Genomic DNA, 21,679 nt, shown 5'->3' with positions numbered 1-21,679 from the left:
CATCTCGGGCGGTGTCATGAGGGAAGACCGGCGAACGCCGGACGATGTGACAGGAGCCCGAGATGAACGCACGCATGACCCACCCCGTCGCCGTCCTGCCCGACGCGCTCAAGGCCCTCGTGGCGCTGAGCTCCGCGGCCGAGACGGGCACCGTGCCCACCACCACCCACAAGCTCGTGCACCTGCGGGCCAGCCAGATCAACGGGTGCGGCGTGTGCGTCGACATGCACGCCCGCGAGCTGCGCCACCTCGGCGAGTCCGACGAGCGGATCGTCGGCGTCGCCGCGTGGCGGGACACGCCGTACTTCACCGACGCCGAGCGGGCCGCGCTCGCCCTCGCGGAGGCGGCGACGCGGCTCGCGGACCGCCCGGACCCGGTGCCCGACGCCGTCTGGGACGCCGCCGCCGACCACTTCGACGAGAAGGAGCTCGCGGGCCTGCTCGTCAGCATCGCCGCGATCAACGCCTGGAACCGGCTCAACGCGGCGACCCGGCAGATCGCCGGGGCCGCGTGGGCCGGGTGACCGCCTCCGTCAGGACCCGTGGGGGAACCCCCGCCTCTCGCTGATCCGGCGGCGATGGGGCACAGTCGTGGGGTGCCCCGGGTCGTGCTCGCCGTCGACGGCAACGCGATCGTGCACCGGGCCTTCCACTCCCAGGCCACGAGCGGCTTCCGCGACGCCGACGGACGGCCGATGTGGGCCGTGCGCGGGCTGCTCGCCCAGCTGGTGGCGGCCGTGGACCGCGTCGACCCGGACCTCGTCGTCGTCGGCTTCGACGACCCGGCCGCCAGTGTCCGGCGGGAGCGGTGGCCGCAGTACAAGGCGCAGCGGCCCGACAAGCTGGACACGCTCGTGGACCAGCTCACCGCGGCCGCCGACGTCCTGTGCGGGCTGGGCCTGCAGGTCGTCGTCCCCGACGGTCTGGAGGCCGACGACGTGCTGGCCTCGGTGGCGGCACAGGCGCCCGCGCTCGACGCCACCACCGTCGTCATGACGTCGGATCGGGACGCGTTCGGGCTCATCGACGCCCACACCCGCGTCCTGCGGATCATCAACGGCGGGGTCGAGGCCTCCCCGATGCTGACGTCGGAACGGCTGGAGCTGATGCTCGGCGTGCGGCCGGAGCAGTACCGCGACTTCGCGGCGCTGCGCGGCGACCCGTCGGACAACCTGCCGGGCGTCAAGGGGTTCGGCCCCCGCACCGCGGCCCGGCTGCTCGCCGCGCTCGGCTCGGTGCCGGCCGCCTTCGCCGACCTCGACGCCGACGGTGGACGGGTCGTCGAGGCGATCGGCCCGGCCCGCGCTGCCCGGTTGGCCGAGCCCGCGTCCCGGGCGGCGTGGGATCTCAACTGCCAGGTCATGACCATGCACCCGCACGTCGCCGTCGACCTCTCGGGCGAGGTCGGGGCACTGCCGCTGCCGGTCGAGGCGGTCCGCGCCACCTACTCCGGCCAGGACCTGCACTGGACCACCGCCGCCGCCCTGCGCGCGCTCGCCCGCGACGGCTCCGGGCCCGTGGCGCCGGCCGTCGAGCCGTCGTGGGCGCCGCGGCCCGCGCGGCGTACCCACCCGCCGCTGCCGCCCCGCCGGGCGTCCGACCAGCTCGCGCTGTTCTAGTGTCCTCGCCGCGCGTTCCCGTTCGTCGTGGTGGTGGACCGCGTGCGAGGAGGGTGTCGTGAAGTACCTGTTGCTGATCTGTGGTGACGAGTCGGCCGCAGCCCACGCCGACGACGGCTGCGGAGGCTGGGACGTCGAGATGGTGCGGCGCGGGGTCCTGCAGGGCGGGGCCGGGCTGCACCCGCCCGCCGACGCGACCACGGTGCGGGTGCGCGAGGACGCCGTGCTGCTGACCGACGGGCCGTTCGCCGAGACCCGCGAGCAGGTCGGCGGCTTCTGCATCGTGGAGTGCGCCGACCTGGACGAGGCGGTCGAGGTGGCGTCGAAGCATCCGGCCGCGACCTACGGGTCGATCGAGGTCCGGCCGATCCGCACCCCGTGAACGCGGCGGTCGAGGCCGCGATCGGCGAGGCGTTCCGGCTCGAGTGGGGCCGGATCGTGGCCACCCTGATCCGGGTCACCGGCGACTGGGACCTGGCCGAGGAGTGCGTGCAGGAGGCGTTCGCGGCGGCGTGGGAGCGCTGGCCGCGCGACGGCGTCCCCGACCGGCCCGGTGCCTGGCTCACCACCACCGCGCGCCACCGCGCCATCGACCGGCTGCGCCGGGAGGCGGTCGGTGCGGCGAAGCTGCAGGAGATGGCGGAGCAGGCCGAGGAGTCCCGGGCCGAACCCGACGACCGGCTGCGGCTGATGTTCACCTGCTGCCACCCGGCGCTCGCGGTCGAGTCGCAGGTCGCGCTCACGCTGCGGACCCTTGCCGGGCTGACGACCGCGGAGATCGCGCGGGCGTTCCTGGTCGGCGAGCCGGCGATGGCCAAGCGCCTGGTGCGGGTGAAGCAGAAGATCAGGAACGCGGGCATCCCCTACCGGGTGCCGCCCGCGCACCTGCTGCCCGAGCGCGTCCCGGCGGTGCTGGCCGTGCTGTACCTCCTGTTCACCGAGGGCTACGCCGCCACCGCAGGCGTGGACCTGGTGCGGCAGGACCTGAGTGCGGAGGCCATCCGTCTCGTGCGGATGCTGGTCGCGCTGATGCCGGACGAACCCGAGGCCGTCGGTCTGCTCGCGCTGATGCTGTTCCATGACGCCCGGCGGGCCGCCCGGCTCGACGCGGCGGGCGATCTGGTGACGCTGGAGGAGCAGGACCGTTCCCGCTGGGACACCGGGCAGATCGGGGAGGGCGTCGACCTGCTCGACGCCGCGCTGCGCCGCGGACGGCCGGGCCGCTACCAGGTCCAGGCCGCGATCGCCGCGTGCCACGTGACGGTCGCCGACGCCGCCGACACCGACTGGGCGCAGATCGCGGCGCTGTACGGGCAGCTCGTGCGCCTGGTTCCGTCGCCGGTGGTGGAGCTCAACCGGGCCGTCGCGGTGGGGATGGCGGCCGGTCCCGCGGCCGGGTTGGCGCTGGTCGACGCACTGGACGCCGCCGGCTCGCTCGCGGGCCATCACCTGCTCCCGGCCACGAGGGCGGACCTCCTGCGCCGGCTCGGCCGGCACGCCGGGGCCGCGGCGGCCTACCGCGCCGCCCTGGCGCTGGCCCCCACCGACACCGAGCGCCGCTACCTCACCCGCAGGATGAGCGAGCTCGGGTGTCCTCCCGGGGATCCGCCGTTCGTCGTGAGGACGACGGACCCCACCGAGGAGGACACGTGACCGACACCGACATCCGGGCGGCGATCGCGGCCGAGCGCCGCGATCTCGCCGCCGTACTGGCCGACCTGCCCGAACCCGACTGGGACGCGCCGACGCTGTGCGCGGGATGGCGCGTCCGCGAGGTCGTGGCGCACATGACGATGCCGTTCCGCTACTCGGTGCCGAGGGTCGTCCTCGGGCTGGTGCGCGCCGGCGGGAACTTCAACCGCATGGCCGACCGGAGTGCCCGGCGCGACGCGGCGTCCCTGACGTCCGCGGAGCTCCTCGCCGCGCTCGCCGACAACGTCGACCACCCCTGGAAACCGCCGGGCGGCGGGTTCGCCGGTGCGCTGTCGCACGACGTGATCCACGGCCTGGACATCACGGTGGCCCTCGGCGTCGATCGGCGTGTGCCCGCGGAGCGGATCCGCGTCGTCCTGGGCGGCCTCGCCGCGTCCCGCTCCTACTTCGGGGTGGACCTGGACGGAACCCGGCTCGTCGCCGACGACCTCGACTGGACGTTCGGCGACGGCGCCGAGATCCACGCCCACGCCCAGGACCTGCTCCTGCTCGTGTGCGGCCGGCGGCTGCCGCCCGGCCGGCTGCACGGCGAACGGGCCGCGCGCTTCAGCGCCGCACGCTGACCGATCCGTCAGGATGGGGCGATGACCTGGACCTCGCCCCCAGCCGACTCCGCCGACGGTCCGCTGACCGGTGCCGACCGCCCGATCCTCGAGGGCTACCTCGCGTGGCAGCGGTCGACCCTGCTCAACATCTGCTCGGGCCTGACCGCCGAGCAGATGTCCGCCCGGCCGGTGCCGTCGTCGACGCTGTCGCTGCTGGGGCTGGTGCGCCACATGGCCAAGGTGGAGCGCATCTGGTTCCGGCAGCGGGTGGCCGGGCTCGACGTCCCGGCCCTGCACGGCGGCCCCGGTGACCCTGCCGACTTCGCCGACGTCGATCCCGCCCGGGCCGAGCAGGAGGTGGCGGCGCTGCGCGAGGAGTGGCGGCTCGCGGACGAGGCCGTCGCGGACGTGCCGTTCACGCAGGAGACCGAGGTGCACGGCGACCTGCTGTCCCTGCGGATGGTGCACGTCCACATGATCGGCGAGTACGCGCGGCACAACGGCCACGCGGACCTGCTGCGCGAGGCCATCGACGGGGTCACCGGGCGGTAGGGATGACCTCACCCGGGACACAGCCGATCATCGACAGGCCTTCCCGGACGACGCGCTGGTCGTCGGCGACGAGCACCCTGATGGTCGTCACGCCGGCACGTCCAGCTCGACGCGGTCGGGCCGGGTGTGCGTGGTGATGTCGGTCAGCGCCTCCTGCGCCACGCGGTAGAGCGCGAGCCGGGCCTCGGAGGTGAGCTCGCGTTCCTCCCCGGTGACGGTGCCCTCCCGGGTGCGCTACCGACGTGGATGCGACTCGAGCAGGCCGCCTGCGGGATCGTCCTCATCGGGGTGCTGTGGGCGAGTAGCGGGCGACGAGCTCGGACCCCAGCCGGGCGAGCTCGTCCTTGACCGGGTCCGGCTCCAGGACCTCGACGAGCGCGCCCCAGCCGGCCAGCTCCTGCGCGATCGAGATCGCCATCGGGGCCGCGACCCGGACGCGGACGCGCCCGTCGTCGACGGTGTCGAGCCGTTCGCTGTGGCGGCCGAACCGGTCGCAGAGGATGGGGGCGAGCCGCGCGTTGACCAGCACCGTGGCCGAGAGCAGCGAGCGCCGCTGCTCCATCTCGCCGACCACCCGCTCCCACTCGCGCGCCAGGTCGAAGTCGGCCGGGCGCTCGGCGGGGACGTCGGTGAGGGTGAGACCGGAGATCCGGTCGACGCGGAAGGTCCGCTGCCCCTCGGCGGTGCCGCCGATCAGGTACCAGACGTCGTCCTTCGCGACGAGGCCCCACGGATCCACCTCCCGCCGGCCGCGGTCGCGGTAGCCGATCTCGACCCGGCGCCGCCGGACCACGGCGTCCTGCAGGGCGTCGACCAGCGGGGGGCGGTCCCGGTCCCGCTCGCCCCACCGCGCGAGGTCGACCACGACGGCGTCGGCGGCGGCCTGCGCGTCGGCGCGGAAGGTCTCCGGCAGGGCGTGCACGAGCTTGCGCAGGGCGGAGGCGAGCGGGGCGGAGCGCACCGGCCCCGCGAGCAGGAACAGCGCGCGCGCCTCGGCCGCGGTGAGGCCGCTGAGGTCGGTGCGCGCGCCGCCCACGAGCGACCAGCCGCCGCCGCGCCCGGCCTGGGGATAGACCGGGACACCCGCCGCGGACAGCGCCTCCAGGTCGCGCCGGGCGGTGGCCACCGACACCTCCAGCTCGCCCGCCAGCTCCGCGGCCGTCACCCGGCCACGGGCCTGCATGAGCAACAGGGTGGCCACCAGCCGGTCCGCGCGCACGGGACGAATCTCCCACGAAAAGTGCTCACAAGGTGAGCACTTCAGCTCGGCATCCTCTCCCCATGACCTTCCGAGGATTCGCCACCATCACCTTCTACGCCGACGACCTGGCCGCGGCCCGGGACTGGTACACCGAGCTGCTCGGCCTGGAGCCGTACTTCGCGTTCCCCGAGGCGCCGGCGGCTCCGGCGTACATCGAGTTCCGGGTCGGCGACGACGAGGACGAGCTCGGCTTCGTCGACCGGAAGTACGCGCCGGCCGCGGCCACCGGCACCCCGGGCGGCGCGATCATGAACTGGCACGTCGACGACGTGGCAGGCACGCTCGCGACGCTGCTCGCCATGGGCGCCACGACGAGCCGCTCACCCCGCGCGGCGACTCCGGCTTCGTCACCGCGTCGGTCGTCGACCCGTTCGGCAACGTGCTCGGCATCATGCACAACCCGCACTACCTGGAGATTCTCGCCGCCCGGGCCTCGTCGCCCTCGTAACCGGACTCGTCGCAGGCGATCTCCCGGATCTCGACGCCCCCTCAGCCCGGGCGCTGCGTCGCGTAGATCAGGTTGAGGGCCTGGCCGGGAGCCGGGCGGGTGCTGACCTCGCCGAACCCCGCCTCGGCCAGCATCGTGCGGGCCACCTGCTCGCCCCAGGCCGCGCCGAGCCCGGCTCCGTCCTGGGCGAGCGAGACCGTCATGCAGTGCAGCGTGCTGATGGCGTAGATCCACGGCGCGAACGGGTTGCCGACGTTCTCGGCCAGGTCGCTGGACGCCGCCATGTCGATCATGACGAACGTGCCGCCGGGCACCAGGGCGTCGTGCACCCCGCGCAGGACGGCGGCGGGATCGGCCTGGTCGTGCACGGCGTCGATCGCGAACACGACGTCCAGCGGCGCCGCCGGGCGGAACGCGGCGGCGTCGGCCACCTCGAACGTCACGTTGGGCAGGTCCGCCGCCTCGGCGCGTCCACGGGCCAGCGCGTCCTCGGCGATGTCGTAACCGGTGAACGTGGAGTTCGGGAAGGCCGCCCCCAGCAGCACCATGGCGTGGCCGCTGCCGCAGCCCACGTCGGCGACGCGGGCCCCGGCCGTCAGCCGCTCGACCAGGCCCGGCACGAGCGGCAGCCACACGTCGACGAGCAGCTCGTCGAGCGGGAGCCGGCCGAGCTGGTCCATCACGCCCGCGAACCCGTCGAACGCCGGGTAGGGCACGCCGCCGCCGTGGCGGAACGCGTCCTCGATGCCGTCGAGGTTCTGCCCCAGCAGCGCCACCATGGCGGCCATCGGGGCCATGTTCTTGGACGTGGTGCCGGTCAGCGTGGCCGCCTGCACGGGCGGCAGGGTGTAGCGGCCGCTGCCGGCGTCGTAGGTCATGATCCCTCCGGTGACCACCGCGCCGAGCCACTCGCGGACGTAGCGCTCCTGCAGCCCGGCCCGGTCGGCCAGCTCCGCGCTGGTGGCGGGGCCGGCGGCGGCGGCGTCGAACAGCCCGGTGCGGTGCCCGAGATCGATCATGTAGCTCAGGGCGCCACCGGTGTAGACGCCGAAGAGATGCCGGGCGAAGGCGCGTACTTCGCGGCGGATGTCGGGGGCGGCGCTGTCCTCGGCGGTGGTCATCACCCGATCCTGCCGTCCCGGCCGGTGTTCGTCGCAGCGGGGAGGGCACAGAGGTCGCACACACCGGGCCCAGCAGTCACCCAGCGGAGATCGACACGGTGGGTCCCCGTCCGCCCCGGGCGGCTCCCTGGCCGCCCCGCCCGGGGTGGGCGCCACCACCTGGGCCGCGGCGCGGAAGGCCTGTGCGAGCCTGGCCCCGACGCCGCCCGCGGCGGCCCCCTGACCGAAGATCGAAGTATGGGCGCCGTCACACGGCGGTACGTTCCAGGGGTGGGGTCGCCACCTTGGCCGGGCCCCCGTCACCAGGAAGGCCTTTCAGGCCGACACCGCTGTCGCACCACAGGTTCCGGCTCGTCTACCGGAGCCAGTTGACCATCGCCCGGAGGATCGCAAGGCCGAGCTCGAGGAGATCGCGGTCGACCCCCGCCACGAGGCCGTCACGCTGCTCGAGGCGCAGGCGATCGAGAGCCGGGCCTTCGCGAAGTGGTCCATCGCCCGCATCTCCGACGACGACCAGCCGTCGGGGATGCCGATCCTCACGAACCGGCCGGAGGCCGAGGCGCCGGAGCCGGGGCCGGACACGCGCGAGGCCGACCCGGTGATCGGTGCGATGCGCGGCTACGCCCGCGGGGAGTCGGCCTTCACCTGAGACGCGAGCGACGCCGCCGGCGCGATCCGCCGGCGCGTCGTCCGGCTCAGCCCGCGTCCGACCCGCTGCGGGCGGCCTCGCGCATCACGTCGAGCATGGTCTCCTGCTCGGGCGTGGTGTTCTGGGTGTCCGCGCGGTGGATACCGTCCACGCGGGCGATCAGGGCGATGTCCGGCGCGCCGTCCCCGGACACCCGCGCCACGGGCCACTTCGCGAGAACCCGCTCGGGTACGTCGCCCGTTTCCGCGAGCGCCACGGAATCGTTGCGGTAGTCCTTTCCGATCGTCGCGAACAGATCCCGGACGACGCTCTCGTCGCCTTCCGACGCCTGGCCGAACGTGTCCCCCGAGAACGAGCAGTGCGCCGGTGGCGCCGTGCTTCTTGTTGTTCGACCGGGCCTTGCCGAGGAGCGTCCCCAGTCCGACCGTCCGCTGGTCGGCGGGGATCTGGTTCCGGCTGCGGTAGATGAGGCGGAAAGTGTCCTCGGACATGGCTCGAATGCTCCTTCGGGCTGAGCGACGGTGCCCCGCGGGAAAGCCAGGCGCACGGGAATCGATCCCTCGACCGCCGGCGCCTGGCGGCAAAGGAGTGACGCAGGTCATCAGTGGCGGCCTTCCGAGGCCACGTCGTCTCAATTTGCGACTGTTCTCCGGGCCGTGGACTGCCTGGTCAAGGGAGTGAAGCGGGCCTGCCTGCGGGTTAGGGTGCGGGGTCGAGCGCGGGAGGTGGCTGTGGACGAAGGCGTCTGCGCGGTCCGGTCGGGAGTGGACGTCAACCGGTACGCGCGCCTGCTCGCCCGCGTCCACGACGCCCTGCTCTCCGGCGACCGTCCGCCGGCCGACCCACGGGTCCTCGTGGCGCGGTCGTGGCAGCGGGCCCGGGCCCAGGGCGTCAACCCCGACCTCGACGACCCGCCGGGCCCGGTGGGTGCGGACGAGGTCGAGCACCGGCGCAGCGTGTCGCCGCTCCAGCGCGTGCTGCCCGAGCTGCGCGCCGCACTGACGTCGGTGGCCGAGGACGCCCGCCACATCATGGTGATCACCGACGCCGACGGTGTGCTGCTGTGGCGCGAGGGCTCCACGGCGGTGCGCCGCGGCGCCGACCGGCTCGGGTTCACCGAGGGGGCGAACTGGTCGGAGGGCGTGGTCGGCACCAACGCCATCGGCACGGCCCTGGCCGAGGCCGCGCCCGTGCAGATGTTCGGGGCCGAGCACTTCGTGCGCTCCCACCACGTGTGGACGTGCACCGCGTGCCCCGTGCACGACCCCCGCACCGGTGAGCTGCTCGGCGTCGTCGACGTCAGCGGGCCGGCCGAGACCATCCACCCCACCACGGTCGCGCTCGTCGGCACCGCGGTGAAGCTCGCCGAGGCGAGCCTGTGGCGCTCGCACGAGACCCGGCTGGAGACGTTGCGCAACGTGGGGGCGCCGCTGCTGGCCCGGCACGGCCCGGGCCTGGTCGCCGACGAGCACGGCTGGGTCGCCGCCGTCGCGGGCATGCCGAACCTCGAACGCGTGGCCGTGCCGCGGGCCGGACACCCGGTGGCGGTCCACGGCGTGGGCGTCTGCATGCCCGAGCCGGTGCCGGGCGGGTGGCTGCTGCGCGCAGGCCCGGCCGAGCGGATCCGGCTCACGATCGACCTCGCCGGGCGCCCGCCGCGCGCCGTCGTCGACTCCTCGACGCGCTGGGTGCACCCGCTCTCGACGCGGCACCTGGAGGTGCTGGTCCTGCTGGCCCGGGCGGGTGCGGTCGGGATGGACGCGGGCGCGCTGTCGGTGGCGCTCTACGGTGACCGCGAGCACCTGGTCACGGTCCGCGCCGAGATGTCACGGCTGCGCCGCACGCTGGGCGGGCTGCTGCAGGCCCGGCCGTACCGGATCGCGCCCGACGTCGACGTGGAGGTGGCCGGGCCGGTGTCGGCGCTGGCCGGGTCCACGGCGCCCGGCGTCAGGCGGCTGCTCGACGTCTGACCCGTCGAGGGCTGCAACATGGCTGCAACGGTTGCGCAGAACGTCCCGAGGAGATGAGCTGGGTCACAGTCTCTTCAGGAGGTACTCCGTGACCCAGACCGTCTCGCCCCAGACCACCGTCGACGCCTGGCTCGCCGACTTCCAGTCGGCGCTCACCGCCCGCGACGTCGAGGCGGCCGCCGCGCTGTTCGCCGACGAGAGCTTCTGGCGCGACATCGTCGCGTTCACCTGGAACATCAAGACCGTCGAGGGTCCGGCCGGGGTCGCCGACATGCTGCGCTCCCAGCTCGACGCGACCGACCCCACCGGTTTCCGCACCACCGAGGAGCCCACCGAGGCCGACGGCGTCACCGACGCGTGGCTGGAGTTCGAGACCGCCGTCGGGCGGGGCAGCGGGCACCTGCGTCTCGTCGGCGGGAAGGCCTTCACGTTCCTCACCACCCTCGACGAGCTCAAGGGCCACGAGGAGCCGCGCCGTGCCAACCGGCCGATGGGCGCGGAGCACGGCGCCAGCCGCGACCGCGTCAGCTGGGCCGAGACGCGTGAGAAGGAGAAGGCCGAGCTGGGCTACACCACCCAGCCCGAGGTGGTCATCATCGGCGGCGGGCAGGGCGGCATCGTGCTGGGCGCGCGCCTGCGCCAGCTCGGCGTCCCGACGATCATCATCGAGCGTCGCGCCAACCCTGGCGACTCGTGGCGCAGCCGCTACAAGTCGCTGTGCCTGCACGACCCCGTCTGGTACGACCACCTGCCCTACATCCCGTTCCCGGAGAACTGGCCGGTGTTCGCGCCGAAGGACAAGATCGGCGACTGGCTCGAGATGTACACGCGGGTCATGGAGCTGAACTACTGGGGCTCCACGGAGGCGAAGAAGGCCACCTACGACGGCTCCGAGTGGGCCCTCGAGGTCGACCGCGACGGCGAGGCCGTCACCCTCCGGCCCAAGCACCTGGTGCTCGCGCTGGGCGTCTCGGGCAAGCCGAACCTGCCCGAGATCCCCGGCCAGGACGTGTTCGCGGGCGAGCAGCACCACTCCTCGGCGCACCCCGGGCCGGACGCGTACAAGGGCAAGAACGTGGTGGTGGTCGGCTCCAACAACTCCGCGTTCGACATCTGCGGGGCGCTGTGGGAGGCGGGCGCCGACGTGACGATGGTGCAGCGCAGCTCCACGCACATCATCAAGTCGGACACGCTGATGGACCTCGGCCTCGGCGACCTGTACTCCGAGCGGGCGGTGGCGGCCGGCGTCACCACGCACAAGGCGGACACGATCTTCGCGTCGCTGCCGTACCGGATCATGCACCAGTTCCAGAAGCCGGTGTACGACGCGGCCCGCGAGCGGGACGCCGACTACTACGCGGCGCTGGAGAAGGCCGGCTTCGACCTCGACTTCGGCGACGACGACTCGGGCCTGTTCATGAAGTACCTGCGCCGCGGCTCGGGCTACTACATCGACGTCGGCGCGGCCGAGCTGGTGGCCGACGGCAGCGTCAAGCTGGCCAAGGGGCAGGTCGTCGAGCTGACGAAGGACGAGGTCGTGCTGGACGACGGTACCCGGCTGCCCGCCGACCTCGTCGTCTACGCCACCGGCTACCGCTCCATGAACGGCATCGCCGCCGACATCGTCGGGCAGGAGATGGCCGACCGGCTCGGCAAGGTGTGGGGCCTGGGGTCCGACACCACCAAGGACCCCGGTCCGTGGGAGGGGGAGCAGCGCAACATGTGGAAGCCGACGCAGCAGGAGGCGCTGTGGGTGCACGGCGGCAACCTGCACCAGTCGCGCTACTACTCGCTCTACCTCGCGCTGCAGCTCAAGGCCCGCCAGGAGGGCATCCCGACGCCGGTCTACGGGCTGCAGGAGGTGCACCACACGTCCTGAGGAGGCAGAGTCGGAGTCGTGACCTCAGCGCAGAAGGTGGATGCCGTCGTCGTCGGGGCCGGGTTCGCCGGGCTCTACATGCTCCACCGGCTGCGGGGTTTGGGGCTCTCGACCGTGGTGCTCGAAGCGGGCGACGGGGTGGGCGGTACCTGGTACTGGAACCGCTATCCCGGCGCCCGCTGCGACTCCGAGAGCTGGTTCTACTCCTACTCGTTCTCCGACGAGCTGCAGCAGGAGTGGGAGTGGTCGGAGCGCTACCCGCGCCAGCCCGAGATCCTCCGCTACCTGGAGCACGTGGCCGACCGGTTCGACCTGCGGCGCGACATCCGGTTCGGCGAGCGCGTCACCACCGCCACCTTCGACGACGGCTGGCGGGTGGAGACGGCCACCGGCGGCCGGTTCGAGGCGCAGTTCCTGATCACGGCGGTCGGCTGCCTCTCCACCGCGAACGTGCCGGCGATCCCGGGCCTGGAGACGTTCGGCGGCGAGTGGTTCCACACCGGGATGTGGCCGCACGAGGGCGTCTCGTTCGCGGGCAAGCGCGTGGGCGTGGTCGGCACCGGGTCCACCGGCATCCAGGCCGTCCCGGTCATCGCCGAGGACGCCGAGCACCTCACGGTCTTCCAGCGCACCGCCAACTACAGCGTCCCGGCGCGCAACGGCCCCTTCGACCCGGCCGACCAGGCTGAGATCAAGCGCAACTACGCCGCCCACCGCGAGGTGCAGCGCTCGACGTTCGGCGGCTTCCCCTACTTCCCCGACGACCGGTCCGCGCTGTCGGTGTCGGACGAGGAGCGGGCCGCGGTCTACGAGGCCGCGTGGGAGCGCGGCGGGCTGCGCTTCCGCGCGTCGTTCAACGACATCCTGTCCGACGAGGCCGCCAACGCGACCGCGTCGGAGTTCCTCCGGGACAAGATCGCGCAGGTGGTGCGGGACCCGGCCACCGCGGAGGCGCTCACCCCGCGCGACCACGGCTTCGCCACCAAGCGGCCGCCGATCGACACCCACTACTTCGAGACCTACAACCGCGGGAACGTCACGCTCGTGGACCTCAAGAAGACGCCGATCGAGGAGATCACGCCGGCCGGCATCCGCACGACCGACGCCGAGCACCCGCTCGACACGATCGTCTTCGCCACCGTGTTCGACGCCCTCACCGGCCCGTTGCTGGGCATCGACATCCGCGGGGAGGGCGGCGTCTCCCTGCGCGACGAGTGGGCCGAGGGGCCGCGCACCTACCTGGGGCTGCAGGTCGTCGGCTTCCCCAACCTGTTCACGATCACCGGGCCGGGCAGCCCGTCGGTGCTGTCGAACATGCCGACGTCCATCGAGCAGCACGTCGGCTGGATCACCGACTGCCTCGCCCACCTGCGCGCGGAGGGCGTCGGGCGGATCGAGGCCACGCCCGGGGCGCAGGACGCGTGGATGGCGCACGTGGCGGAGGCGGCGTCGGCGACGCTGCTGTCGCGGTCGCCCACGTCCTGGTACCTGGGCGCCAACGTGCCGGGCAAGCCGCGGATCTTCATGCCCTACGCGGGCGGGCTCGCCACCTACGCGCAGCGCTGTGCCGAGGTGGCCGACGCGGGCTACGAGGGGTTCGCACTCAGCCGGGGATGATCCCGGTGAGCAGCCACCGCAGGCCGCGGTCGAAGCTGCGCGCCGTCTCGTCCGCGGCCAGCGGACCGCCGGTGCCCAGCGCCGCGAAGCCGATCGTGTAGACGATCAGCACGCGCAGCGCCTCCCGCGCATCACCGCCGGTGACCCCCGCGCGGTCCATCAGGCCGAGCATCACCTCGCCGAGACGCTGCGCGTGCGGGCCGCGCGCGCCCTGGCGGGCCAGGTAGAGCGGGACGAGATCGGGGCGGTCGAGCAACACCGCGCGAGTGGAGGTCATCACGGCGTGCAGCCCCGCGGCCGGGTCACCGTCCGGATCGGGCTCCGTGACGAGTGCGAGCCGCTCGTCGAGGACCTCGTCGAGCAGCGCGGTCTTGTTCGCGACGTGGCTGTAGAGGGCGTTCGGCGCGACGTCGAGCCGCGTGGCCACCGCTCGCATCGTCAACGCGGCCAGGCCGCGCTCGGCCAGCAGTTCGTTCGCGGCGGCGAGGACGGCGCCGCGGGTCAGGCCGGCGCGCTGGCCGGGATTCCGGGTGCCCATGGTGGCAAACTGTACAACGTCCAGCTATATTGGACGTCGTACAGTTCGCGATCGGGGGAGACGTCATGACGATCACCGGAACCGCCGCGGGGGTCCCGTTCCTCGCCGTCCCGCCCGCCTCGGGGAGTGCGTCGGCGCCGACCGTCGTCGGGTGGCACCTGATGGACCCGCCGCGCACCGAGACCGCGTTCGCCTCCGCCCTGCCGCTCGACGGGCTCGACGCGTGGCGCATCTACCTGGGCCTGCCGATGTGCGGGTCGCGGCTGCCGGAGGGCGGGTTCGACGAGCTGATGCGGCTGGGCCACGAGGATGCCGTGCTGAACCTGTTCGGCCCGATCACGACGCAGGCTGCCGCGGAGTTCCCTGCGGCGCTGGCCGAGCTGCGGTCCCGGTTCGACCTCGCGCAGGGGCCGATCGGGGTCCTCGGCGGCTCGCTGGGCGCGGCGGTGGCGCAGCTCGTGATCGCCGGCGGGGATGTCGAGGTCGACGCGGCGGTGCTGGTTGGCCCGGTGGTCCAGCTCGCGACGGTGGTGGCGGCCAACGAACGGCGCTTCGGGGTCACGTACGCGTGGTCGGAGCGGTCGCAGGAGGTCGCGCGGCGGCTGGACTTCGTCGCGCGGGCGGGTGAGCTCAAGGACGTCGATGTGCTGATCGTCGTCGGGGAGGGCGACGACCCGGTGATCCTGGAGCCTGCGGCCGCGCTGCGGTCGGCCGTCGACGGGACGCTGGTGACCGTGGCGGGGATGGAGCACGCACTGGCCGAGGAGCCGGGTGTCGAGCCGGCGCCGCAGATGCCGGCCGCGGCGGAGGTCGACCGGCTGGTGGTGCGGTGGTTCGCCGATCGACCTCGGGGTCAGATCATCTGATTCTGATAGTCTGAGCATATGAAGGAGTTGTCGGCGTCCGAGGCCGCGCGGAGGTTCTCGGCCGTGCTCGACGGCGCCGAGGACGGCGAGTCCTATGTCATCACCCGTGGTGGACGGCGGGTCGCGATGATCGTTCCCGCGCCCCGGGCCAACGGCCGGGCCGTGGCCGACGTCCTGGGACGCTGGCATCACCGCCTCGCCGTCGACGATGGTTTCGCGGCCGACGTCGAGTCGGCCGGCGCAGCCACGACTGACCGGGACGGCGACCCGTGGCTCGACTGATCCTCGACACGGGCGTGCTCGTCGCGGCGGTGCGTGGGCGGCTCGATCCGTCCGCGTATGCCGACGAGGACGACGTCGCCGTCCCGGCGGTCGTGGTCGCCGAGTACCTGACCGGGGTCGAGCTCGACCAGGATCCCGCACGCACCGCTGCCCAGCGGGCGTTCCTCGACGAGTTGCTCGCCGTGCTGCCGGTCGTGGACTACACACACGCCGTCGCCGTCCATCACGCGGCGCTGCTCGCGCACGTCCGACGGGACGGGCGGCCGAGGGGCGCCCACGATCTGATCATCGCCGCTACTGCCCGGGCTACCGGTCGGCTACTCGTCACCACCGACGGACGCGCCGGGTTCGCCGACCTACCGGACGTCGAGGCCCGGGTCCTGGCCGTTTGACAGCTGGGTCTCTCTGCGAAACTCTGTCGGGCATGGAATGGACCGGAGCCCGCTACGCCGACACTCCCTGCGTCGAGGTCGAGACGCGGGTCGACGCACCGCCGGAGCGGGTCTGGGCGCTGGTGTCCGACGTCGAGCAGATGCCGTCGATGAGCACCGAGCTGCAGCGCGTCGAGTGGCTGGACGAGCCGGGCGCCGTCGGCAGCCGGTTCGTCGGCTACAGCCGGCACCAGGCGATCGGGGAGTGGTCGTCGCCGTCGCAGGTGATCGAGTGCGACGAGCCGCGCGTGTTCGCGTGGGCGGCGGGTGACCCGGCCGAGCCGGCCGCCGTCTGGCGCTTCACCCTCGAACCCGACGGTGACGGCACGCGGTTGCGGCAGTGGATGCAGATGGGGCCGGGGCGCTCCGGGCTGAGCCTCGCGATCGACCGCATGCCCGAGAAGGAGCAGAAGATCGTCTACGGCCGGATGAGGGAGTTCGAGGCCAACATGGCCGCGACCCTGGCCGCGATCAAGGAGCGGGTCTCGGCCTGATGCGCTCCGCGACCACGATCGAGGCGTCCGGGGGCGCGAGCTGGCGCGAGACCCTCGACTTCGTGCTCGAGGCCGAGCAGCTGGGCCTCGACGTGTGCTGGGTGGCCGAGGCCTGGGGCTCCGACGCGCCGTCCGCGCTGGGCTACCTCGCCGGGCGCACCGACCGGCTGCTGCTCGGCTCCGGGATCATCCAGGTCGGCACCCGCACGCCCGTCGCGATCGCGCAGGCGGCGCTGACGCTGGCCGACATGTCCGACGGGCGGTTCCTGCTCGGGCTCGGCCCGTCGGGGCCGCAGGTGATGGAGGGGCTGCACGGCGTCCCGTTCGCGAGGCCGCTGACCCGCACGCGCGAGACGGTGGCGGTGATCCGGCAGGCCATGGCGGGAGAGAAGGTGTCGTTCTCCGGCGACACCGTGCAGATCCCGCTGCCCGGAGAGGCGCGGCCGATGCGGCTGTCGTCCCGGCCGCGGGATGTGCCGATCTACCTCGCGACGATGTCACCGAAGATGCTGGCGCTCACCGGCGAGATCGCCGACGGCTGGCTGGGCACGAGCTTCGTGCCCGAGGGCTCGGCCGCCTACTTCACCCCGCTCGACGCCGGCCTCGCCGCGGCCGGCCGCGTGCGTGCGGACCTCGACGTCTGCCAGGGCGCCGAGGTGGCCTTCGCCGCCGACGAGGACGAGCTGCGCGGCATGGTCGTCGAGCGCAAGAAGGGGCTGGCGTTCAGCCTGGGCGGCATGGGTTCGGCCAGCACCAACTTCTACAACGACGCCTACAGCCGCCAGGGCTGGGCCGACGTGGCCGCCGAGGTGCGCGAGCGCTGGCAGGGCGGCGACCGGGACGGGGCCGCCGCCCTGGTCACCGACGAGATGGTGCTGGGCACCACGCTCATCGGCACCGAGGAGATGGTGCGCACCCGGCTGGGCGTCTGGCGGGACGCGGGCGTCGACACCGTCCGCCTCTACCCCGCGGGCGACACCCTCGACGAACGCCTGACGACGCTCGGCCGTGCGCTCGACCTGCTGCGCTGACGCGCCCGTGCGCGGAAATCAGTGCTGGGGCACCGATATCCGCGCACGACCCAGTTCGGCCGCCAGCAGGAAGCACCCGACGGCGACGAGTACGCCGTGCGCGATCCGCAGCGCGGGCGGGGCGTAGAACTGGGGCAGGAACAGTACGAACCCGGCCGCGAGCGGCACGGCGGACCACCGTGCGAGCACCCCGGAACGCCACACGGCCACCGCGGCCAGCACCGTTCCGACGGCCAGCAGCAGCAGGCCCACCCCGAACTCGGTGATCTGGACGGGCCCGTTGCGGATGGCGTCGACCAGCGTGAGCGGGCCGCCGGCCCGGCCGACGGCGTGCAGGGCGAAGACCTCGGCACCGTAGTACGGCAGCACCAGCCCGGCCCCGATCCAGGTCACCACGAACGCGGCACCGGCCGTCGCGCCCCGGCCGGTGACGGCGCGGACGGCGATCAGGCCGAGCGGCAGCAGGATGAAACCCACCACCGCCGACAGGTGGGCGAGGAGCCACGCTCCCGACGCGAACGCCGACGCCGCGGTGGCCGGGTCGGCGTCCCCGTACGGGCGGACGGTGGGGTAGAGCACGAACAGCAGTCCGGCGAGCAGGAGTGCGGCCTGCCCGCCGCGGAGGGTGGAGCGGTCGATCGGCATCGGGTCCCCCGGGTCTCTGCGAGAGCGATGCTCTCGTTCGGGAGCAACCGTCGCAGCTCGGCCGCGGATCGTCAAGAGCATTGCTCTGCAAGCTGAGCGTTGTTCTCAGTTTCCGCCCGGCTGCGGCGCATCCACGACGACGTGCGCGACGATCGCGAGCGGCAGGAACCACGCGGAACCCCGATGGGCCAGGAGGAGCGGCTGCTGCAGGACGAGGTTGAGCACGGAGAAGCCGGCCGCGACGGCGGCACGTACTTGCCTGTCGGCATCGTCATCTTCACCTGCGGATGCGCGCCCGCCGGGCGTACCGTTCGGTCGTGAACGGTTCGACGGTGCGGGTGTTGGCGCTGCGGTGGGGCTTCCGGTTCGTCTTCGGCCTGCCCAAACCTGTGAAACGGCTGATGGCAGGCCCGCCGATCCGTGTCGACGGCCAGACGCTCGACCCCGACCTGCAGCTGCTCGGGCGCATCGCCGCCCTGCTCGAGTCCTCCGACGGCGGCACGCTCGACCAGTCCGTGCTCGCCGAGCAGCGCCGCCAGGCCGACTTCGCCGCCGAGGTGGCCGCCGAACCCGGTCTCGACGACATCGAGACGCGTGATCTGCAGTTCCCCGGCGCGATCGGGCCGCTGCCCGCCCGGCTGTACGTGCCGCCGTCGGCCCCGGTGAGCTCGGCGATGCTCGTCTACTTCCACGGTGGCGGGTTCGTGCTCGGCAGCGTGGCGTCGACCGACCCGCTGTGCCGGCTGCTGGCCGCGCAGTCGGGGGTCCGGGTGCTGTCGGTGGAGTACCGGCTCGCGCCCGAGCACCCCTACCCGGCGGCGCTGGACGACGCGATCGCGGCGTACCTGTGGGCGCGGGCCCACGCCGCCGAGCTCGGCGCGCATCCGGAACTCATCGCGGTGGGCGGTGACAGCGCCGGGGGCAACCTCGCCCTGGTCGTGGCCCACGAGCAGGAGCCCCACGGGCGTCCGGCCCTGGTGCTGGCGCTCTACCCGGTGACCGACGCCGAGCGCCGCGGCGGCTCGCGCGAGACGTTCGGCTCCGGATTCGGGCTCACCTTCGACTACCTGCAGCAGCTGGAGCGGCTCTACCTGCCCGACGGCGTCCCCTCCGAGGACACGCGCGGCGCGATCCTGCGGGCGTCGGACCTCTCGGACATGCCGCCCGTCTACATCGCGACGGCCGGCTTCGACCCGCTGCGCGACGACGGGGAGGAGCTCGTCGACCGCCTGCGGGCCGACGGTGTGCCGATCGTGGCCCGCCGGTTCCCCGGTCTGGTGCACGGCTACGCGGGCTTCACGGCCATCAGCGCAGCGGCGAGAGACGCCACCCTCGACGCGGCGAGCGCCCTGCGGGCCGCACTGGCCCTCGTGGAGAGCAGGCGCGCCGCCCGGCGGTGACGGTCCCGTCCTGACGGGCTGCCCCGGGACGCGTTCGTCTCAGCGCAGCACGCAGGGGATGTGGCGCGGCTCCGTCGACGACGTCCAGGTGATGTCGCCGGCCGGCTCGACGACGGCGGCCGCGGCGAGCAGCTCCTCCACCGCCACCCGGATCTCCAGCTGCGCCAGCGGCATGCCGACGCAGCGGTGGATGCCCCAGCCGAAGCCCAGGTGCGCACGGCCCTTCGGCCGGTCGAGCCGGAAGGCGTCGGGCTCGGGGAACTGCTGCGGATCGCGGTTGGCGCCCGCGTAGAGCAGCAGCACGCGCTCGCCGGCGCGCACGGTGACACCACCGAGCGCGACGTCATCGGCGGCGGTGCGGGCGAACCAGCGCAACGGGGTCTGCAGGCGGACGGTCTCCTCCACGGCCTCGGGGATCCTCCCCGGCTCGGCCCGCAGCAGCGCCTGGAGATCAGGCTCGGACGCGATGCGGGCGAGCAGGCACGCCGTCGTCCGCGCCGTGGAGTGGTGGCCGCCCACCAGCAGCGCGACGATCGCCCCGTGCACCTCGCGCTCGCTGAGCGCGTGCTCGGCGTCGTCGAGGCGGCTGACGACGGAGCTCAGCCAGTCCTCCCGCGGGTGGGCGGTGCGGTCGGCCACCATCTCCTCGAGGATCTCCTGCAGGCGCGCGGCGGCGTCGCGGCCGTCGGGCAGCGGCCTGCGGTAGAGGAACAGCGCCTCGGCGAGCAGCTCCACCTCCTCCTTGAGGTGGGCGGGCGCGCCGATGAGGTCGAACATGACGTCGAGCGAGAGCCGGAACGCGTACTGCCCACCGAGGTCGACCGTGTCGCCGGTGCAGGTCGCCAGCAGCCGGCGGGCGTGGCCGCGCACCATCGCGTCCAGGTGCGGGGCGGTCCGCGGGCCCACGGCGTCGGTGAGGATCCCGCGGTGCACGGTGTGGGCGGGCCGGTCGTACTCCAGGGCGAACGTCGGCGGCGTGCCGTTGGGCGGGATGCGCACGCCGGAGCCCGACCGGAAGCGGTCGTGGTCGGTGGTGACGAGCCGGGCGAGCGCGAAGTCCGCCACCGCCCAGAACCCGCCGTGCGACGGCGACCACGCGATGCCGCCCTGCGCGCGGATCTCGTCGTAGACGGGGAAGTCGGCGAAGCGCATGGCCTGGTCGACCGGGTCGAACGCGACGGTGGGCACGGAGTGGGTCGTCATCGAAACGCCCTCCTTCAACTGTACTGAACTGTTCAGTACATGAATTCGAGGATAGGCTGGCCGCGTGGTCGAGGACAAGAGGTCCGGTCGCGGTCGGGTGCGCGATCCGGCGGTCGAGGTCGCCGTGCTGGAGGCGGCGATCACGATCCTCGCGCTCGAGGGTGTGGCGGGCACGTCGATGGATCGCGTGGCCGCGGAGGCCGGCGTGTCGAAGGTGACCGTCTACACGCGCTACCCGAGCAAGTCCGCGCTGATCGGCGCGGCGCTGACCCACCTGCAGGTCGACCACGTCCCGGAACCGACGGGCGCGGCGCGCACCGACCTCGCCGCACTGCTGGGCGCCATGCGCCGGCAGTACGACGAGGTCGGGGGCATGAGCATCGTCGGGTCGTGCCTCGCCGCCGAGCCGCGCTCGCGGGAGTTGCTGGACCTCATCCGGGCCAGCACGCTGCTGCCCCGGCGCCGGCAGTTCGCCCGGGTGCTCCGGGCCGGGGTCGATCGGGGTGAGCTGCGTGCCGACCTGGACGTCGAGCGGGCGACGAGCATGCTGGTGGGGGTGCTCTACGCCGACCACCTGGCGGGGGTGCCGGCCGATCCGGGCTGGGCGACGTCGGTGGTCGACGACGTCCTGCGCGGAATCGGGGCCTGATCAGGCCTTGAGCAGCGCCTCCGCCAGTCCGGCCGGCTGCGTGAACAGCGCCTCGTGGCTGCCGGGGGCCTCCGTCGGCGTCACGCCCAGGCGCTCGGGGAACCGCGGGACCCAGCCGTACTCGCCGGGCGGCAGCGCGACGTCGTCGACGCTGACGACGTAGGCCACCGGGACGCCGAGCGTGGCGGGGTCGATGGGCTCCACCGTCTCGGTGAAGTACTGGTACGGGTGCGGGGTGAGCAGGCTGTGGACGAGCTTCTGCACCGGCTCGGGGGCGTCACCGATGAATCCACCGGCGAACACCTCGAAGGGCAGCACGACGGTGTTGTTGCCCGACGCCGCGGCGGTGCCCGCGAACAGCTCCTGGTAGGGCGGGGGCACCTCGTCGTAGAGGCTCTTGCCGGCGGCCGGCACGAACGCACTCCAGTACACGAGCTTCTTCAGCCGCGACGCCACCCGCGGTGCCGCCCCGGTGATGGGGTAACCGCCCCAGCTGTGTCCGACGAGCGTGACGTCGGAGAGGTCGTGCTCCTCGATGTAGGAGGCGACGAAGTCGACGACGTCGGACAGGTGCAGAAGGGTGGGGTCGGCGCCGTCGGCCAGGCCCGGCAGGGTCGGGGTGTGGACCTCGTGCCCGGCCGCTCGCAGGTGCTCGGCGACGGGCCGCCAGGCCCACCCGCCGTGCCACGCTCCGGTGATCAGGACGAACGTCTCGGCCATGGGTGCTCCTCGAACGGGTACGTTGTGGCCCTCATCATGGAGTTGA

General features: G+C 73.4%; 26 protein-coding genes. 19 read left to right on the top strand and 7 right to left on the bottom strand.

Annotated features, from left to right (window positions below):
* Positions 1–62: 62 nt before the first annotated feature.
* The 6 genes from BGP03_RS24760 to BGP03_RS24735 all read left to right on the top strand — a co-directional run bounded on the left by BGP03_RS24760 (position 63) and on the right by BGP03_RS24735 (position 4,429).
* Complete coding sequence (locus BGP03_RS24760; RefSeq protein ID WP_296374351.1) at positions 63–524, top strand: carboxymuconolactone decarboxylase family protein; 462 nt, start codon at positions 63–65, stop codon at positions 522–524.
* A 72-nt stretch (positions 525–596) separates the two neighbouring features.
* On the top strand, positions 597–1,619 hold the full coding sequence (locus BGP03_RS24755) for a 5'-3' exonuclease H3TH domain-containing protein (protein WP_298799495.1): 1,023 nt from the start codon (positions 597–599) through the stop codon (positions 1,617–1,619).
* Positions 1,620–1,677: 58 nt separating this feature from the next.
* Positions 1,678–2,001, top strand: a complete 324-nt coding sequence (locus BGP03_RS24750; protein WP_296374355.1) for a YciI family protein — start codon at positions 1,678–1,680, stop codon at positions 1,999–2,001.
* Complete coding sequence (locus BGP03_RS24745) at positions 1,998–3,272, top strand: sigma-70 family RNA polymerase sigma factor (protein ID WP_298799496.1); 1,275 nt, start codon at positions 1,998–2,000, stop codon at positions 3,270–3,272. The genes BGP03_RS24750 and BGP03_RS24745 overlap by 4 nt, the downstream gene beginning before the upstream one ends.
* Positions 3,269–3,895: a maleylpyruvate isomerase family mycothiol-dependent enzyme gene (locus BGP03_RS24740; protein WP_296374359.1), complete on the top strand. Its 627-nt coding sequence runs from the start codon at positions 3,269–3,271 to the stop codon at positions 3,893–3,895. The genes BGP03_RS24745 and BGP03_RS24740 overlap by 4 nt, the downstream gene beginning before the upstream one ends.
* A 21-nt stretch (positions 3,896–3,916) precedes the next feature.
* Positions 3,917–4,429 carry a DinB family protein gene (locus BGP03_RS24735; RefSeq protein ID WP_296374360.1) on the top strand — a complete coding sequence of 171 codons (513 nt, stop codon included), beginning with the start codon at positions 3,917–3,919 and terminating at the stop codon, positions 4,427–4,429.
* Between the two features lie 280 nt (positions 4,430–4,709).
* On the opposite strand, the gene BGP03_RS24730 is transcribed toward BGP03_RS24735, so the two are convergent.
* Positions 4,710–5,648 carry a WYL domain-containing protein gene (locus tag BGP03_RS24730; protein WP_298799497.1) on the bottom strand — a complete coding sequence of 313 codons (939 nt, stop codon included), beginning with the start codon at positions 5,646–5,648 and terminating at the stop codon, positions 4,710–4,712.
* A 62-nt stretch (positions 5,649–5,710) separates the two neighbouring features.
* On the opposite strand from BGP03_RS24730, the gene BGP03_RS24725 reads away from it, so the two are divergent.
* A complete protein-coding gene (locus BGP03_RS24725) occupies positions 5,711–6,214 on the top strand; it encodes a VOC family protein (protein ID WP_363094420.1) in 504 nt (167 codons plus the stop codon).
* Here the strand turns inward: BGP03_RS24725 and BGP03_RS24720 are convergent.
* Positions 6,180–7,259, bottom strand: coding sequence for a class I SAM-dependent methyltransferase (locus BGP03_RS24720; protein ID WP_296374363.1), 1,080 nt, complete (start codon positions 7,257–7,259; stop codon positions 6,180–6,182). The two genes, BGP03_RS24725 and BGP03_RS24720, sit on opposite strands and share 35 nt — an antisense overlap.
* Positions 7,260–7,785: 526 nt before the next feature.
* On the opposite strand from BGP03_RS24720, the gene BGP03_RS24715 reads away from it, so the two are divergent.
* Positions 7,786–7,908: a hypothetical protein gene (locus BGP03_RS24715; protein ID WP_298799498.1), complete on the top strand. Its 123-nt coding sequence runs from the start codon at positions 7,786–7,788 to the stop codon at positions 7,906–7,908.
* A 46-nt stretch (positions 7,909–7,954) separates the two neighbouring features.
* Here BGP03_RS24715 and BGP03_RS36070 read toward each other — a convergent pair whose 3' ends face one another.
* The gene (locus BGP03_RS36070; protein WP_363094418.1) at positions 7,955–8,164 is read right to left on the bottom strand and encodes a hypothetical protein; all 210 of its coding nucleotides are present in this window, start codon (positions 8,162–8,164) and stop codon (positions 7,955–7,957) included.
* 475 nt (positions 8,165–8,639) lie between these two features.
* Between BGP03_RS36070 and BGP03_RS24705 the strand changes: the two genes are divergently transcribed.
* The 3 genes from BGP03_RS24705 (at position 8,640) to BGP03_RS24695 (ending at position 13,374) form a co-directional block, all read left to right on the top strand.
* On the top strand, positions 8,640–9,878 hold the full coding sequence (locus BGP03_RS24705) for a GAF domain-containing protein (protein WP_296374366.1): 1,239 nt from the start codon (positions 8,640–8,642) through the stop codon (positions 9,876–9,878).
* A gap of 88 nt (positions 9,879–9,966) precedes the next feature.
* A complete protein-coding gene (locus BGP03_RS24700; RefSeq protein ID WP_296374367.1) occupies positions 9,967–11,757 on the top strand; it encodes an NAD(P)/FAD-dependent oxidoreductase in 1,791 nt (596 codons plus the stop codon).
* Positions 11,758–11,775: 18 nt separating this feature from the next.
* Positions 11,776–13,374 (top strand): NAD(P)/FAD-dependent oxidoreductase, encoded by a 1,599-nt coding sequence (locus BGP03_RS24695; RefSeq protein WP_298799501.1) that lies wholly within the window; start codon positions 11,776–11,778, stop codon positions 13,372–13,374.
* On the opposite strand, the gene BGP03_RS24690 is transcribed toward BGP03_RS24695, so the two are convergent.
* Positions 13,361–13,912, bottom strand: a complete 552-nt coding sequence (locus BGP03_RS24690) for a TetR/AcrR family transcriptional regulator (protein ID WP_296374369.1) — start codon at positions 13,910–13,912, stop codon at positions 13,361–13,363. The two genes, BGP03_RS24695 and BGP03_RS24690, sit on opposite strands and share 14 nt — an antisense overlap.
* Before the next feature lie 65 nt (positions 13,913–13,977).
* Between BGP03_RS24690 and BGP03_RS24685 the strand changes: the two genes are divergently transcribed.
* From BGP03_RS24685 to BGP03_RS24665, 5 genes are read left to right on the top strand one after another with little or no spacing between them, the layout of a single operon-like run.
* Entirely contained in the window at positions 13,978–14,778 is an 801-nt protein-coding gene (locus BGP03_RS24685) for an alpha/beta hydrolase (protein ID WP_298799502.1), read from the top strand.
* Positions 14,779–14,796: 18 nt separating this feature from the next.
* Positions 14,797–15,060, top strand: coding sequence for a type II toxin-antitoxin system prevent-host-death family antitoxin (locus BGP03_RS24680; protein ID WP_296374370.1), 264 nt, complete (start codon positions 14,797–14,799; stop codon positions 15,058–15,060).
* On the top strand, positions 15,048–15,452 hold the full coding sequence (locus BGP03_RS24675) for a PIN domain-containing protein (RefSeq protein ID WP_296374372.1): 405 nt from the start codon (positions 15,048–15,050) through the stop codon (positions 15,450–15,452). The genes BGP03_RS24680 and BGP03_RS24675 overlap by 13 nt, the downstream gene beginning before the upstream one ends.
* Before the next feature lie 32 nt (positions 15,453–15,484).
* The gene (locus BGP03_RS24670) at positions 15,485–15,985 is read left to right on the top strand and encodes an SRPBCC family protein (protein ID WP_298799503.1); all 501 of its coding nucleotides are present in this window, start codon (positions 15,485–15,487) and stop codon (positions 15,983–15,985) included.
* Complete coding sequence (locus BGP03_RS24665; protein WP_296374377.1) at positions 15,985–17,016, top strand: LLM class flavin-dependent oxidoreductase; 1,032 nt, start codon at positions 15,985–15,987, stop codon at positions 17,014–17,016. The genes BGP03_RS24670 and BGP03_RS24665 overlap by 1 nt, the downstream gene beginning before the upstream one ends.
* Positions 17,017–17,034: 18 nt before the next feature.
* On the opposite strand, the gene BGP03_RS24660 is transcribed toward BGP03_RS24665, so the two are convergent.
* A complete protein-coding gene (locus BGP03_RS24660; protein ID WP_298799504.1) occupies positions 17,035–17,661 on the bottom strand; it encodes a hypothetical protein in 627 nt (208 codons plus the stop codon).
* Positions 17,662–17,760: 99 nt separating this feature from the next.
* On the opposite strand from BGP03_RS24660, the gene BGP03_RS24655 reads away from it, so the two are divergent.
* Both BGP03_RS24655 and BGP03_RS24650 read left to right on the top strand, forming a co-directional pair.
* On the top strand, positions 17,761–17,982 hold the full coding sequence (locus BGP03_RS24655; RefSeq protein ID WP_296374381.1) for a hypothetical protein: 222 nt from the start codon (positions 17,761–17,763) through the stop codon (positions 17,980–17,982).
* Complete coding sequence (locus tag BGP03_RS24650; RefSeq protein ID WP_296374383.1) at positions 17,979–19,061, top strand: alpha/beta hydrolase; 1,083 nt, start codon at positions 17,979–17,981, stop codon at positions 19,059–19,061. Before BGP03_RS24655 ends, BGP03_RS24650 begins: the two co-directional genes overlap by 4 nt.
* A 39-nt stretch (positions 19,062–19,100) precedes the next feature.
* On the opposite strand, the gene BGP03_RS24645 is transcribed toward BGP03_RS24650, so the two are convergent.
* A complete protein-coding gene (locus BGP03_RS24645) occupies positions 19,101–20,264 on the bottom strand; it encodes a cytochrome P450 (protein ID WP_296374386.1) in 1,164 nt (387 codons plus the stop codon).
* Between the two features lie 64 nt (positions 20,265–20,328).
* On the opposite strand from BGP03_RS24645, the gene BGP03_RS24640 reads away from it, so the two are divergent.
* A complete protein-coding gene (locus BGP03_RS24640; RefSeq protein ID WP_298799506.1) occupies positions 20,329–20,913 on the top strand; it encodes a TetR/AcrR family transcriptional regulator in 585 nt (194 codons plus the stop codon).
* Here BGP03_RS24640 and BGP03_RS24635 read toward each other — a convergent pair whose 3' ends face one another.
* Positions 20,914–21,633: an alpha/beta fold hydrolase gene (locus BGP03_RS24635; RefSeq protein WP_298799507.1), complete on the bottom strand. Its 720-nt coding sequence runs from the start codon at positions 21,631–21,633 to the stop codon at positions 20,914–20,916.
* Positions 21,634–21,679: the final 46 nt, after the last annotated feature.

It is taken from the genome of Pseudonocardia sp. 73-21 (assembly GCF_001899645.1).
Classification (GTDB): Bacteria; Actinomycetota; Actinomycetes; order Mycobacteriales; family Pseudonocardiaceae; genus Pseudonocardia.
The sequence above is the reverse complement of the archived record's forward strand: the minus strand, read 5'-3'. Positions and strand labels throughout refer to the sequence as shown.